We start from the raw sequence: 14,270 nt of genomic DNA, 5'->3' as shown, positions 1-14,270 counted from the left end.
TGATCTAAGACTCTAAGAATTACGGGATGATGCTGCGTAAATCTTGAGCCGTTAAGGCTTGAAAGGCTGTCGCTGAGGCCCCGGCTTGATAGCCCGGTTTGAAAGTCGCGTCATCCTGGAGAATGCGCCAGTTACATTCCCACGTTGATTGATCGTAATCGTAATACATAATGCCCAGTACCTGAGGTTGAGATGCCAGCCATCGGTAATTATCTTCTAACCACTTGTTTTTGGCTGTGGTGTTGTTTTCTCCTGTGTAGGATTGCTCTGCCGTGGTTCCGGTTTGGGTAATGATGATAGGCTTATTAGGGGCGAGGGCATATATTCGCTCGATATAGGGTTCATAAAGAGTGGTGTAATCTTCCCAGCGCTGCCAAGGGTAAGCCACTTTGCAATATCCAAAGTTATACGAACTGAAGCCAATGGCATCTACGATGCTTCCACGAGGATAATAGTCTTCAAATTTGTGGCTGTTAACGCTCCAACCGTTGGGCGCAAATACCCACCAGACCTGATCCTCATTTACGCCTTGTTGCTTGAAAATGCTCTGAAATCGCTGATAAGCCAACTGGAAATTAGCAGGGTCACCGCCGTAAGAGGTCCATAATTGCCCATCGCTTCTTACCCCATTCATCTCCGGCAAGGGGGCAATAAAAGCAATCCGGCCACCTCCTTGACCAATCCACTGTTTATACAGCTCAGCCATACCTTGGATAGCCTTATCGCAATCGCCTTTGGCAATCTGGTAGGCTGTGGGGCTAAATGGGCAATTATCATTGACTTCATTACTAGAAACTTGTGTTGCCGCCATGATATTGACAAAGGATATATAACCACCCTGCCAGAGGGCTTCAAGTTGGCGGAAGAAGTTGTTGGTGCGGTTGTCGGTTTGGCGACTTGTGAAAGCAATATCTTGGAGAGAGATAAACCAACCACTTACGCTGTGTTTCTTACCTGCTAGGGTATCGGCTCGAGACATATTAGGTCTTACACTGTCTGTAGTCCAATAGACTGGCATGTAAATACCGAGGAACTTGCGCGCCGTTGTAAAATCCCCCCAACGGTTAAGCACTACGGGTAGGTACAACTTTGTGCCCGAGCTACGTTGGGCGTGAACGAGATAGGGCTGACCGAGCAAGACAACTAACAAGACGATGATCCCAATCTGCTTTATATATCTTTTCCCATCCAATTTAGGGAATTGATCGGGAAAAAACGTCATGATTCTTTTCTCCTTAATTCCCAGATTTGCACCCATTATAGGGGATTGCGTCTACCTATGTCCCAACAGTTTTGTAAGGCGCACGCCGAAAACCAATTGGAGGCTTTTGAAGCCCCCAGTTGTCTATGCAGTAGAGCAAATAATTTTACTAGGGGATGTACTCATCCAAAACCGAAGCAGGAAGGTACTGGTAACCCGTCACTGCTTCCCGGTAGCCGCCAAAGTTCTCGCGCGGAAGGGCTAAATCACACAATTTACCATCGAAGTCATTCACGTCAAAATAGAACACTCCCAGCACCATGGGTTGACGCGCTAGATACCCATAGTTAAGGAGCAGCCATTCGGCCTTCATCGCATAATTGTAAGTGTTTTTTTCCCGATCCTCCTTCGTGTATATCGCCGAACTTCCGGTTTCGGTGATCAGAATGGGCTTTGTGGGCGCCATTTTCTGCATACGAGTGATATATGGGGTGTAAATCGTGTCGTAATTTTCCCAACGTCCGCAATCACCGTTGGCACAGGCTGGGCTCAGAGTTGCCGGGCAGAATCCGTAGTTATAGGATGCAAAGCCGACCAAATCTACCCGATCATCGCCCGGATAATAGTATTCAAAATTGTTCTCGGGTACATCAGGCGAACTCAAACCGTTTGGAGCAAAAACCCACCAGACCATCGAGCGGTCTATACCATTTCTGGTGAATACGTCTTGAATATGGTTATAGGCGAGCCTGAATTCTCTTTGCCGTTGTTCCAATTTTTGCTTAAGATCCTCGGGTTCGGAAGGATAATCATAGTAAGCCACCCAGTCGCCATTCATTTCCTGTAAAGGTGCCAGCATAGCCTTACGGCTACCACCCTGATCAATCCACCGTTTGTAAATCTTAGCCATTTGGGTCAGACGATTGTCGTATTTACCCTCGTAAATGCTGCGCGCAGTGTCAGTAGAACCAATTTTGACCAAAGAGATGTAGCCCTTTTGCCACAGTTGTTCGAGTTGACGGTAGAAATTGTTGCGATTAAGCGCGCTTTCTGTTTCCCAATCCTCATAAAACGCCGGATCTTGAATATCTATGAACCATCCGACCGCGGTATGCTGTTTGCCAGCCAGTGCATCTGCTTCGGGCATGTATTGTTCCACATTTTCCCTGGACCAATAATGTTTCATAATGATCCCCAAAAATTTGGGAGTCCCGTTACGCACCAAGGGAAGAAAGGTCAAAGTCGGCGTAGGAAGTTCTAGGGTTGTGTTTTGGGAGTCAGGAGTAGCGGCAGAAACTTTACCAGGGATGTTGGTGGATGCCTGGCACGCAAGTGTCGTCGTGAGGATCAAAATCAACGATAGGATTCTCGAAATCGCTCTGGGCATCGTCTAACCCTCCTTTGGTTGGTTCTAATGTTGGTTTGTGCGCGGGGACTTTTCTGGTGGATTCACGATAGACCCGGAACCAGCATGCCATAATCAAGAACTTACCCTCTCCCCCAACCGCGCCCGTTCATCGGCTGCCACGCTGGGATCCAGTTTGCGGAAGAGGGGCTGGGGCGGTTGCAGGGGTTGCCCGGGGCGCAATTGGCTGGGCTGCCAACGCGCAGTCGCGCTTTCGGGGTGATACCGTAGCACGGTGTGCTCGCCCAAACTGTCGGATACGCTCAGCGTGCTCTGCGTGCCAAAGAGGGGTTCGGTGTAGCCCAGATAGCGGTGCAGTTTCTCGCTGCTAAAAGGCAGGAAGGGTGCAAATAGGATTTTCAGTGAATCAATTGCGCGCAGAGCAGTGTAAATCGCTCGCCCAGCGGCGGCTTTGTCCGTTTTAATGCTCAGCCAGGGCGCGGTTTGCTCCAGGTAGCGATTGACCTCGGTGGCCAGACGCATGGCTTCACCCAGCGCGGCGCGGAGATGCACCGCTTCCAGTTCTTGACCCACGGTCTCAAAGCCCTTTTCCACCGTGGCCAGAAGTTCCTGATCCTGGGCAGTCAACTCACCCGGGTCTGGAACTACACCTTCCCAATGCTTGTAGGCAAAGGATAACACACGGTTAGCCAAATTACCCCAAGTAGCCACCAGTTCATCATTGTTGCGTTTGATGAAGTCTTCCCAGTCCCAGTCGGTGTCGCGGAATTCAGGCATGTTTGCCGTCAAATAGTAACGCAGGGGGTCGGGATCGTAGCGGGAAAGAAAATCACGCCCCCATACCGCCCAATTGCGGCTGCCCGAAATCTTCTGCCCCTCCAGATTCATGAATTCGTTGGCCGGGACGTCATGCGGCAACACAAAGGGCTTGGGGTCACGGCTACCCAGGAGGGCGTCAAGCGTCTCACCGCTGCCAATAAGTTGGCCGGGCCAGATGATGGCATGGAAAGGGATATTGTCCTTGCCGATGAAGTAATATGAACGTGCATCCGGGCTATGCCACCAAGCATGCCAGGCTTCGGGTTCCCCGATCAGGTGGCTCCATTCAATGGTCGCCGAGAGATAGCCGATGACGGCCTCAAACCACACGTAAAGGCATTTACCCTCCATGCCTTCCACAGGCACCGGGATGCCCCAATCCAAATCGCGCGTAATCGGGCGGCCTTTGAGGCCCTCGGTCATGATTAGGCCCAGGGATTGGCGTAGCACATTGGGTCGCCAGTAGGATTCGCGGGCGCGAAGGAATTCAGTGATCTGAGGTTGAAGTTTAGCCAAATCAAGGAAATAGTGCTCGGTCTGGCGCAATTCAGGCACCGAACCGTCAATGCGCGAACGCGGGTTGATCAGCTTTTCGGGATCGAGCACATTACCACAGCGGTCGCACTGGTCGCTGCGGGTATTAGGATAACCGCAAATATAGCATGTCCCTTCAACATAGCGGTCGGGTAAAAAGCGCTGCTGGGTGAGCGAATACCACTGCAACTGGCGATCGCGGTACAGATAGCCGTTCTTCAACAGCGCCAAGAACATCTTTTGCGAAACGCTAAAATGGTTTTCAGTATGCGTGCTGGTGAATAAATCGTAAGTCAGTCCCAACTGTTGGAACAGTTCCAGGAACGTGGCATGATACCGCTGGTAAACCGCGAGTGGTGAGGTTTTCTCCGCATCGGCGCGTACCGTGATCGGCGTACCGTGGGCATCCGAACCCGAGACCATGAGCACGCGCCGACCTTTCATGCGTTGATAGCGCGCGAAAATATCTGCAGGCAGGTATGAGCCGGTCAGGTTTCCGACATGAATTTCGGCATTAGCGTAGGGCCAAGCGACGGCTACCAGAATGGGTTCAGACATCGAGTCACCTCAGTCATCCAAAATACAACGCATGTGCCGAGATTTTATCACGAAACCGCAGGGTTGGGGTAATGGGTGGGGCAGAAGAGTAAGCGAGGGTTTGTCTTTACAACTATGTTGATAGAGATAGACGTTATAACACCAATATCTATTGCAATGGTTTCAATCATTTCAGTATTGACAGAAAAAACTATAAGATATAAAATAGATATACACAAAATTAGCCCTTGGAGTTTTTCGGGAGAAGCAGGCTTATGGTGTCAGACGAAACGGATAGTGGCTCGGATAGTCCTCCTCTTCTAAGTGGAGACACCGTTGCCTTATCCCAGTTCATTGAAAACATGGGATTGTACTTCGAGGACTATGGCATCCCGCGCATCGGAGGGCGTATCTTAGGGCTACTCCTGGTGGCGCGGCGCCCGGTCTCTCCCGAGGAGATGAGCGATGTTCTGCAGGTCAGTCGGAGCAGCATTTCAACCAATCTGCGATCATTGCTCATGGCCGGTCTGATTGAGCGAATCTCACTCCCCGGCGAACGTTCTGATTACTACGTTTTCTCGGAAGAGGCTTGGGAGCGTACCTTGGAGATGCGTTTGGAGGGCATTCAGACGCTGCGGGAGATGGCCGAAGAGGGCTTGCAAGGGTTAGAGGCAAGTCATCCCGCCCGTCAACGCCTGGAAGAAATGCTTGCCTGGGCAGCTATGGTTGAGGATGCCTATCAGAAGTTACTCGAAGCCTGGCAATCCCGCAAGGAGGTTCCGGCCTGAGGGACTGAATGGTTTCATTATCGTAAATGAGACCTTACTCCCACCGGCTGGAACCCCACCAGCCGGTGGATTTTTCGCCGGCGATCCTGCTGAAGGCAAAAGGAGGTCTGCCATGCGGTATCTGGTTATTCGCACCGAAAACCTCAGCAAGCATTTCGATCGCCGGGTGGCCGTCGAAAATGTAACCCTGGATGTGGAACCAGGTGAGATCTATGCGGTCCTGGGGCCGAAGGGATCGGGCAAGTCCACCCTGATCCGCCTTGTGTTGGGTTTGATTCGACCAACGCGTGGGCGGGTGATGGTGCTGGGGATGGACCCGCTGCGCCAGGGTTTAGCCTTACGCCAGCGCATTGGTTATGCCCCTGAGCAGGGCGTTTTCTATCCTTGGATGCGCGGTGACGAAGTGCTACGCCTGCTGGCTCAGACCCGCCGTTTGCCTCTGTCCGAAAGTGCCGCAGATCTGGCGCATCAGTTTGGTTTGGATCTAAGCCGACCATTTGGTGCCTATGGATGGGGTGAGCGGAAAATCCTATTCCTCGTCCATGCCTTCATGTTTTCGGCGGATGTGTTGATTCTGGATGAGCCCACTGTGGGATTGGATACCGTAGCGCAAGATGTGTTCTTTCGCTTGGCGCGGCAAGCCCGGACCGAGGGGCGAACGGTGTTTTTCACAACCTCCTCCTTATTAGAGGCGGAGCGGTTATGTGATCGCGTTGCCCTGTTGTGGCAGGGGCGTATCTTGGCGGTGGAACGTGGGGTGCAGTTGCGAGCGAAGACCCTGCGCCGAATTGAGATGCGTTTTGCTACCCCAGTAGCTTGTGAAGCCTTTGCCGGGCTGCCCAACCTGGAAGAATTGTACTTGGAAGAGAATAAACTACGCTGTACGTTACGCGGTGATCCGGATGCCTTCCTGAAAGTAGCCAGTCAATATCGCATCACCGATTTTATCAGCCAGCAGCCTAGCCTGGATGAAATCTATCGCCGATATTACGGAGTTGGCGGTTATGCTGCCTGACATGATAGCAACCGCCTTACGGGCAAGGTTGAGGTGGTTGCTGGGCTCGGGCGCGGGCGTCCTGGTGGCCATAATAATTTGGCTGGGTATCACACCCAGCCTTTCCTTTGAAAATTTGCCGGACTGGCTGGAACTGACTATCCTGGCCGATGAAGGGGGGGAAGGGGTTTTGTTCACCCTGATATTGCCTTTTCTCATGGGCGTTCCCTTAGTTCTTGAAGCCAGCCGGTGGTTGGGTGAGGAGATCTCTCGCGAAACCATTGCATTTCTTTTGACGTTGCCCGTTCGCCGGTGGATACTTTTTCTGGGTGGCTGGGGCTTCCACGTGCTCTTATTACTTTTGTTGTTAGGAAGTGGAATCATTGGGGGATGGCTTGGGGCGACTGTGTTAGAAGGCGGGAGAAGTGTAAGCAGCATCCTAACCCCGGCGCGCTGGGTGGCACTAGGGTTGTTTTTGATGCTGCTCATCCACGTTGGTATGTTGGCGGCGCTCTTTGCGGCGAATACCTGGGTGGGAATGGGGAGCGCGGTCGGTCTCATGAGCGTAAGCCTGCTTCTATATGGCTGGAGCCAGCACATTCCCTTTCTAACCTGGTTGCGCTTTATTTTGCCCTGGTATTACTATGTTGTAACTATTCAGGGTGGAGAAAGTGCGCAGGTGGGTTGGTGGTTTATGGGAGGGATTAATCTGTTACTTGCAGGCGGATTAGCCTGGATTTTTAGGCAAGGTCGAATACTTGAAGCGCCGCAATATTCAAAAGATAAAAAATTGTTAACCGAACGATAACATCTTCTTTGTCCTTTCTTAAGAGATCTCGATTAAGATAAAGGCATAAATCCTCCTCCTGGTTCAGGTTTTACTCCTGGTGGGTTGGTGAGACAGGGCAAGTCAATCTAATATCGGTGTGTAGAAAGGGCGCTGAGCGGGCGCCCTTTCTACGTTAATGGATTGAAAGCCTACTGGAGATTAGGGTTCGAAAGATGGGGTTGTGCAAAAGGCCAGAGTGGAGCAGGATTATTGTATAATGAACAGTGAGGAGATGCTCCGCCGTGATAAATCCCCTGATTGACCCAAATGTAGCGTATTTTCTGTTGGTGGTTGGCCTGGTGTTGGGCGTGTTGGCTCTCTTTTCGCCTGGCACCGGTATTCTGGAGATCGGCGCGCTCTTCGCTCTGGTTCTCGCAGGTTTAGGAATCGCACGCCTTAGCATTAACGCTTGGGCCTTGGCGCTATTGGTGGTGGGCGTTGTGCCGTTTTTAATGGCCTTGCGTTTTTCACGGCGGTGGTTTTACCTGGTTATCGCCTGTGCGGCTTTTGTCGTTGGTTCTATCTTTCTGTTTAAAACCCCGGAAGGTGGGCTGGCGGTGAACCCGTTTTTAGCCGCGGTAACTTCGACTGTAGCAGTGGGTTTGTTCTGGCTGGTGGGTTGGAAAGGCTTGGAGGCCATTCGCCGCCGTCCGGAAATCTCGCTAGAACGGTTAATGGGGGCGATAGGCGAAGCGCGCACGGCGATATATCGCGAAGGAACCGTCTATATCCGTGGTGAAGAGTGGAGTGCACGCAGTGAAATCCCCATCCCCATGGGGGCTAGAGTGCGTGTGGTTGGGCGTGAGGGCCTGGTATTGGTCGTGGAACCCTTGCCTTCATCATCTCAATCCGAGACGTAGAAGAGTGTTCTGAGGAGGTGTGTTCATGGAACTGGTATATTGCCTAATTGGCGTCATTGTAGTGGGAGGCATTGCGTTTTTGGCTGCCGCCATTCGTATTGTTCCGGAGTATCAGCGTTTAGTGGTTTTCCGGCTGGGGCGCTGCCTGGGATCGCGTGGACCGGGCCTGGTCTTCCTGATCCCTTTCATTGATCGTGGCGTACGGGTGGATTTGCGCGAGCAGGTGCGTGAGATCCCGGCGCAGACCGCTATTACCAGTGATAATGCGCCCATTTCAATTGATTTCTTGTGGTATTACAAGGTTTTCGATCCGGTGCAGAGTGTTTTGCAGGTTGCTAACTTTGAAGCGGCGGCTCAAGGTATTGCCACGACCACCCTGCGTTCGGTGATCGGGGCAATCATGTTGGACAGCGTCCTCTCAGAACGCGAACAGATCAATCATGCGCTCCGCACCCGTCTGGATGAGGTAACCGAGCGGTGGGGTGTCAAAGTCACCAATGTTGAAATCCGCGAGATTATCCCGCCGCGCGAAGTGCAAGAAGCGATGAACCGACAGTTATCGGCTGAGCGCAACCGGCGTGCGATTGTTACCGAATCTAACGGTACCCGTGAAGCCGCGATCAACGTGGCCGAGGGTGAAAAACAGGCAGCTATCCTGAAGGCAGAGGGTCAAAAGCGGGCTTCGATTCTTATTGCCGAAGGCGAGCGTGAGGCACAACTCCTGCGGGCTGAGGGGTATGCGGCGGCGTTGGAGAAAATTTTCTCGGTGGCCAATCGCTTGGATTCCAAGACGCTTACCTTGCAGTATTTTGAGACTCTCAAGAGCATGGCAACGTCGCCATCCACCAAGTACATTTTCCCCATGGAATTCACAGGCCTATTGGGAGATTTTATCCGCTTGCGCGGTGAGCAGGGCGGTGGGACGCCCCAATCCTAGATTTTGACATCTGAAGAGGGGAGTTGGTCAGTTTGGCCACACTCCCCTCTACGCAAATAGCGAACTTGGTTACCACAGTTCATTATCAAATTCTCGAAGCCAACTGGCGGGATATTCAGGCTCTTTATCGCTTGGAAAAGGCCTGTTTTGGTCGTGATGCCTGGCCTTTGCTGGATATTGTGGCGGTCGTAACTTTGCCCGGCGTTGTACGATTGAAGGCTGTGGTGGATGATCAACTGGTAGGTTTTGTTGCTGGTGAAGCCAAACCAAAAGAAAAACTGGGCTGGATTCTGACCTTGGGTGTCAGCCCGGATTATCGGCGCTTGGGCATCGGACGGTCGCTACTGGTGGAATGCGAGCAGCGGTTAAACATGCCCCGTATCCGTTTGAGCGTGCGACGTACAAACTGGCCGGCCATTCAGTTGTATTATCGAGAGGGTTACCGCGAAGTGGACGTTTGGAAGCACTATTATAGTGATGGCGAAGATGCATTAATCATGGAAAAAATAGTTGACTCATAACGCAAGAGCGTATATCATAAAAGCAGGCTCTATGAAGAAACATCCTGTTTTACCTTGCTCCCTGTCTTTCGCGGCACGCGGTATTTCGCGTGCCTTTTTGCTTGTTTAACCTTTTTCCAACCCATGAAAGGAGATGCGTGATGGATTACGGGATGATTGGCAAACGTGAGAAAGCCAGACGATATGCCCAGGAGCGTGAACGCATTCGCTTTCAAACCTTCACGGTGACGGTAGAAGGAGAAAATAACACCCATGTGGTTCAATTCGACCACGGTAAATGGCAATGTGATTGCGAATTCTTTCGCAGTCGTGGTGTGTGTAGTCACACCATGGCCCTGGAAATCGTCCTGGAGAATATGCTGACCCAGCCGATCAATTCGTAGCCGTAAAGGGGTTTTCTCTTAAACGAAAGCGGATCCCCAGGGTTTATGGAGGATCCGCTTTCGGTTAAATAAGCGGTTGGTTGAAGTGTAAAATCTGCGCTAAAACACCCGAAGAGGCGAGCTCGCGAGCAGATGGTAGGCCTAAAAAAATGAAAAAAAGACAGGTGTCATCACCTGTCCCATGGTTGATGTTATCGGTAGGGCTTTGGGGAAAAAGGCAACGTTTGAGGCGGAGAGGGTGGGATTCGAACCCACGGTGGCCCAAAGGACCACAACGGTTTTCGAGACCGCCCCGATCGTCCACTCCGGCACCTCTCCGGGTGTTGGTATTATAGCAGAAGTGCGAAAATTTTTGTAAGGATTGCAAAGAATGCCGTTCAGGGAGTCAGGGTGGGTGAGGGGGTAAGTGTGCGGAGATAAAGTTCGGGAATCCAGCCAACCCGGTTTTCACTGTCCCGCACTTCAACCCAAACCAGGCCCTGATACAATTGGGTTTGATAGAGCCGATAAATTGGTTTGCCCATCTCAATGTAACCGATCACCGGGCCACCAGGCTCCTGATAAATTCGCAAAGGTGGGATTGTAACCGGTCCGACCAGCACGCGCTGGGGCAAATTTGTGGGGGTGGGCATCAAAGTTGGTGTCGTGGTTGGCGTGATGGTTGGGGATGCAGTTGGGGATGGAGTTTGCGTAAACGTTGAGGTCGGAGTTGGAGACGGTCCAGGGGTTGCTGTGGGTGTAGATGTTCGTGTAGGCGTTGGGGTTGGCGGCAGGAGAGGATCTAAATATTCTGCAAAAACCTGATTCACTTTTAGCGAAACCGGTTGATGTAACTCATTCACCAGAGACTCTTGCAGAAAAACCACCTGATCATAACTAAGCAAACGATTTGTCCGAATCGTTAAAATAATTTCCAAACCTTCTGGGTTGCGTTGAATTTTCATGTTTTCCAATTCACTGCCGTTCAGCCGGGCAACTTTATCCCCAATCACTTCGCGAATCATGCGGTTGTCATTGGCATCTTTATAAAATTGAAAACTGTAATAAGTAAGCGGAATTAATAAGATAATCATCAGACCGGCGGAAAAGAAGAGACTTTGTGGCAGGCGTTTTTCTTTACGAATACGGCGTGAACCGAATCCGCGCAAGAAGAAAACTAACCCCGCTGCAAACGCAATGGTAACGGCATTGGTGATAAATAACAACGTCGCTCCACCAGCAACATCCATATCATTGAAAGCCAAGCCAATTCCAATGGTACAAAGGGGTGGCATAAGAGCGGTAGCAATGGCCACCCCTGGCAAAGCAGCTGAAAGATTTTCTCGGGTAAGCGCATAAGCAGCGGCAAAACCGCCTGCCAAGGCGATCACCAGATCAATGGGTGATGGATGTGTCCGACTGATGACTTCTTGGGGTAATTGTTGCAGATATAAAATGGGCAGGTTGATGTTGATTATAGTAATAAAAAAGGACAGCAGTATGGAAAGAAAGGCACCCCGCAATAGGGCACTGAGGGCCGAACTGAGCATTCGGCTATCGCCAATAACCGATGCCAGCCCAATGGTCAGAATGGGTGACATAAGTGGAGCAACCAGCATGGCGCCGATAATCACTGCTGGTGAGTTGGTCAATAGGCCAAGCGTGGCAATACTGGTTGAAAGCACAACCAGAAGGAAAAAGTCAAAACCGGGTGAGGAAAGGGGGGTTAGTTCGATGATGATTTCTTCCCGTTCCTGTGCGGTGAGCGGGCGAGCGCCTTTCCAAAACACACGGAGCATTTTTTTCTGTAAAAGAAGGAGATCGTTTTTCCGATTGTCTCATGTTTATTACAGATCAATCGAACTATCTTTGGCGGGGTAGTGGATGTCGCGGAAACCAATCTCTTTTAATTTTTCCGTTAATGCGCCGGCGGCGTTCGGCTCGCCATGAACCAGAAACAGTTTTTGAATTGAGGGTTGACTGGCCTGGGCATAACGTAGGAGCATATCCTGACCAGCATGGGCAGAGAACCCGTCAATCGCCACAACTTCGGCGCGACGGTCGAAAAGTTCGCCAAAGATGCGCACAACGGGGGCACCTTCAACCAACCGCCGCCCTAACGTATCCGGCGCTTGCCAGGAGACAATCACAATTGTGTTGCGCGGATTCTGGATATTGTGTTTGAGGTGATGGAGGATCCGCCCGGCTTCAGCCATTCCCGAGGCAGAGATGATGATCATTGGATCCATGCGGTCATTGAGAGCGCGGGATTCTTCAACGGATTGCACGTAATGTAATTGGGGGTAATTGAGCGCCGGGTGACCGCCACTTTGGACAAAGGCGCGGGTTTCTTCATCGAAGAGGTCGGTGAAGTGTTGGAAGATGCGGCTGGCTGCCACGGCCAGTGGACTATCCACGTAGATAGGCACGGGTGGAATTTCGCCGGCTTGAAGCATGCGATTATAGCAATAGACCAGTTCCTGGGTGCGCCCGACTGCAAAGGCCGGGATGATTACCTTTCCTCCGCGCTTCAGGGTACGTACGGTAACCTCTCGTAAGCGCTCGTAGGCTTCCTCAGGGTCGTGATGCGGATGATCGCCGTAAGTACATTCCATCATCAGAAAATCGGCGGCTTCGGGTAGCACTGGATCACGCAATAGTGGCAAACGTTCGCGCCCAATATCGCCTGAAAACCAGAGTCGGAAGCGGTGTCCCTGCTCTTCAATATCAAGCACGATGGCCGCTGATCCCAGGATATGTCCAGCGTCAACCAGGGTCGCCTGCACACCGGGTATAGGTTCAAAGGGTTGTTGATAAGGAATAGGGTGAAAAAGTGGTGCAACTTTTTCAGCATCGGCTACCGTATACAAGGGCTCTAGCGGTGGTTCGCCGCGTTTACGGCGTTTTTTGTTGACATAGTTGACATCGGCCTCAAGGACATGGGCGGAATCGCGCACCATGATGTCGGTCAGGGCGGCAGTGGCTGGGGTAGTGTAAATTGGGCCGGCATAGCCTTGCTTGACCAAGTTGGGCAGATTCCCGCTGTGATCAATGTGCGCATGCGAAAGGATCGCTGCCGAAATTTGGCGGGGGTCAAACGCGAACGTCTGATTGCGGCGATAGGATTCTTCTCGTTTACCTTGGTAAAGCCCGCATTCCAAAAGCAGGGTATGGCTGTTGACTTCAAGCAAAAATTGGGCGCCGGTAACGGTTTGAGCAGCCCCCAAGAAATGAATGCGCATATTGGGCTCCTTTTGGGATTTGAAAAGATAACTTAGGGTGAATCAGGGGTGGGCAAGGGCAAAATTGGCCTCTTGTAAAACACGCAAAATTTCCGTTCCAAAGCGACGAAAACGCCAGGGGGTGGATTGCATGATCTGGGCTAAATCCTCAAGGCGGGTGGGGTTCTCGCGGGCAATGCGCTCCATAAGGTCACGAGGCAATATGATATCGGATTCAACGCCTAAGTGCCGCCCCAGTTGTTTACGCCACTGGCGCAAATGTTCCAGGCGGGCTAAAACGGCCTCATCGGGTATCCCATTACGGGGGCGCGGCGGGGGAGGAGCGGTAAGCGCCGCGCGGATGGTCTCGAGCAAACCTTCTTGGAATCGTGCCCGCTGTTTGGCATTCAGGAGTCCCAGCCGGGAAAGGTCTCTTGGATTCTGAGGCAGGGTGCGCGCCAGTTCAAGTAAAACCTCGTTGCTGAGAATTTTGAAATGCGGGAGATTCGCCTGCCGCGCCTGCTCGTCGCGATAGGCATATAATGCGGCCAAGACAGCCATCTGTTGAGGAGTGAGGTTATAGCGCTGGGCCAGATTCCAATCCGGCCCACGGCTCAAATCGGTGTTGGGCGGGCTCACTTCGGTAAGACGGGCAAAATCTTCCCGGGCTAGTTCCCAGAGACCTTTTTGCTGTAAGGCAGTGGCTAAACGTTGACGCAATGGAATTAAGAAGTGGGTATCGTGGCGGGCATACTCCAACATGGCCGGCGGTAGAGGGCGTTGAGACCAGTCGGCGCGTTGATAGTGTTTTTCCAGTTGGAGCCCGAATTCCTGTTTGAGTAGATTGGCTAATCCGACTTCGCTCCGCCCCAGGATGCGCGCTGCATGCATGGTATCGAAGATGTTGCGGAAGGTAAAGCCAAAATCGCGCTTAAGGCAGATGAGATCGTATTCTGCAGCGTGAAAAATTTTCTCAATTCGTTCAGAGGCGAATAACGGGCCGAGGGCGGAGAGATCTCTCAGGCGCAATGGGTCCACAAGGTAATCGGCTGATGGGGTTGAAAACTGGATCAGACAAACCTGTTCCTGATAAGCGTAAAGACTGTTAGATTCGGTGTCTACGGCCACCTGAGCGTACGTTGAGAGGTCTTCAGCCAGGTCTTGGAGGGCTTTGGGGGAATCTACCCAAATAAGTGGTGTGGCATCAACGGTCATGATCAGGATTATAGCAGAAGGATGGACGGGCAGGAAGTACTTGCTCGGCTTAGGGGGATGGGATTTGCCCATCTCTGAGCAGAACA

The 14,270-nt window shown here is 51.8% G+C and carries 13 protein-coding genes and 1 tRNA gene; 7 read left to right on the top strand and 7 right to left on the bottom strand.

Translation table 11 applies throughout. From position 1 onward, the window contains the following. Positions 1-19 precede the first annotated feature (19 nt). From QYE77_RS06330 to metG, 3 genes are all read right to left on the bottom strand, one after another. A complete protein-coding gene (locus QYE77_RS06330) occupies positions 20-1,222 on the bottom strand; it encodes a glycoside hydrolase family 26 protein (protein WP_315624531.1) in 1,203 nt (400 codons plus the stop codon). A gap of 148 nt (positions 1,223-1,370) precedes the next feature. Then, positions 1,371-2,588, bottom strand: coding sequence for a glycosyl hydrolase (locus tag QYE77_RS06325; protein ID WP_315624530.1), 1,218 nt, complete (start codon positions 2,586-2,588; stop codon positions 1,371-1,373). 93 nt (positions 2,589-2,681) lie between these two features. After that, the gene (gene metG, locus QYE77_RS06320) at positions 2,682-4,478 is read right to left on the bottom strand and encodes a methionine--tRNA ligase (protein ID WP_315624529.1); all 1,797 of its coding nucleotides are present in this window, start codon (positions 4,476-4,478) and stop codon (positions 2,682-2,684) included. 254 nt (positions 4,479-4,732) lie between these two features. Between metG and QYE77_RS06315 the strand changes: the two genes are divergently transcribed. From QYE77_RS06315 to QYE77_RS06285, 7 genes are all read left to right on the top strand, one after another. Further along, on the top strand, positions 4,733-5,245 hold the full coding sequence (locus QYE77_RS06315) for a GbsR/MarR family transcriptional regulator (protein WP_315624528.1): 513 nt from the start codon (positions 4,733-4,735) through the stop codon (positions 5,243-5,245). Between the two features lie 112 nt (positions 5,246-5,357). Then, positions 5,358-6,260 (top strand): ABC transporter ATP-binding protein, encoded by a 903-nt coding sequence (locus QYE77_RS06310; protein WP_315624527.1) that lies wholly within the window; start codon positions 5,358-5,360, stop codon positions 6,258-6,260. Then, positions 6,250-7,047, top strand: coding sequence for a hypothetical protein (locus QYE77_RS06305; RefSeq protein ID WP_315624526.1), 798 nt, complete (start codon positions 6,250-6,252; stop codon positions 7,045-7,047). The genes QYE77_RS06310 and QYE77_RS06305 overlap by 11 nt, the downstream gene beginning before the upstream one ends. A gap of 263 nt (positions 7,048-7,310) precedes the next feature. Further along, on the top strand, positions 7,311-7,928 hold the full coding sequence (locus QYE77_RS06300; RefSeq protein WP_315624525.1) for an NfeD family protein: 618 nt from the start codon (positions 7,311-7,313) through the stop codon (positions 7,926-7,928). 25 nt (positions 7,929-7,953) lie between these two features. Next, on the top strand, positions 7,954-8,865 hold the full coding sequence (locus QYE77_RS06295; protein WP_315624524.1) for an SPFH domain-containing protein: 912 nt from the start codon (positions 7,954-7,956) through the stop codon (positions 8,863-8,865). A gap of 32 nt (positions 8,866-8,897) precedes the next feature. After that, entirely contained in the window at positions 8,898-9,386 is a 489-nt protein-coding gene (locus QYE77_RS06290) for a GNAT family N-acetyltransferase (RefSeq protein WP_315624523.1), read from the top strand. A gap of 140 nt (positions 9,387-9,526) precedes the next feature. Next, positions 9,527-9,769, top strand: a complete 243-nt coding sequence (locus tag QYE77_RS06285; RefSeq protein WP_315624522.1) for an SWIM zinc finger family protein — start codon at positions 9,527-9,529, stop codon at positions 9,767-9,769. Positions 9,770-9,999: 230 nt separating this feature from the next. Here QYE77_RS06285 and QYE77_RS06280 read toward each other — a convergent pair. From QYE77_RS06280 to QYE77_RS06265, 4 genes are all read right to left on the bottom strand, one after another. Continuing rightward, positions 10,000-10,087: transfer RNA gene (locus QYE77_RS06280), tRNA-Ser, on the bottom strand. 59 nt (positions 10,088-10,146) lie between these two features. After that, positions 10,147-11,547: a DUF389 domain-containing protein gene (locus tag QYE77_RS06275; RefSeq protein ID WP_315624521.1), complete on the bottom strand. Its 1,401-nt coding sequence runs from the start codon at positions 11,545-11,547 to the stop codon at positions 10,147-10,149. A 48-nt stretch (positions 11,548-11,595) separates the two neighbouring features. Continuing rightward, positions 11,596-12,990 carry an MBL fold metallo-hydrolase gene (locus QYE77_RS06270; RefSeq protein WP_315624520.1) on the bottom strand — a complete coding sequence of 465 codons (1,395 nt, stop codon included), beginning with the start codon at positions 12,988-12,990 and terminating at the stop codon, positions 11,596-11,598. A gap of 42 nt (positions 12,991-13,032) precedes the next feature. Further along, positions 13,033-14,256 (bottom strand): ribonuclease D, encoded by a 1,224-nt coding sequence (locus QYE77_RS06265; protein WP_315624519.1) that lies wholly within the window; start codon positions 14,254-14,256, stop codon positions 13,033-13,035. Between the last annotated feature and the right edge of the window lie 14 nt (positions 14,257-14,270).

It is taken from the genome of Thermanaerothrix solaris, assembly GCF_032334255.1.
GTDB classification, from domain to species: Bacteria; Chloroflexota; Anaerolineae; order Anaerolineales; family Anaerolineaceae; genus Thermanaerothrix; species Thermanaerothrix solaris.
This window is presented reverse-complemented; position numbering and strand designations above follow the sequence as displayed.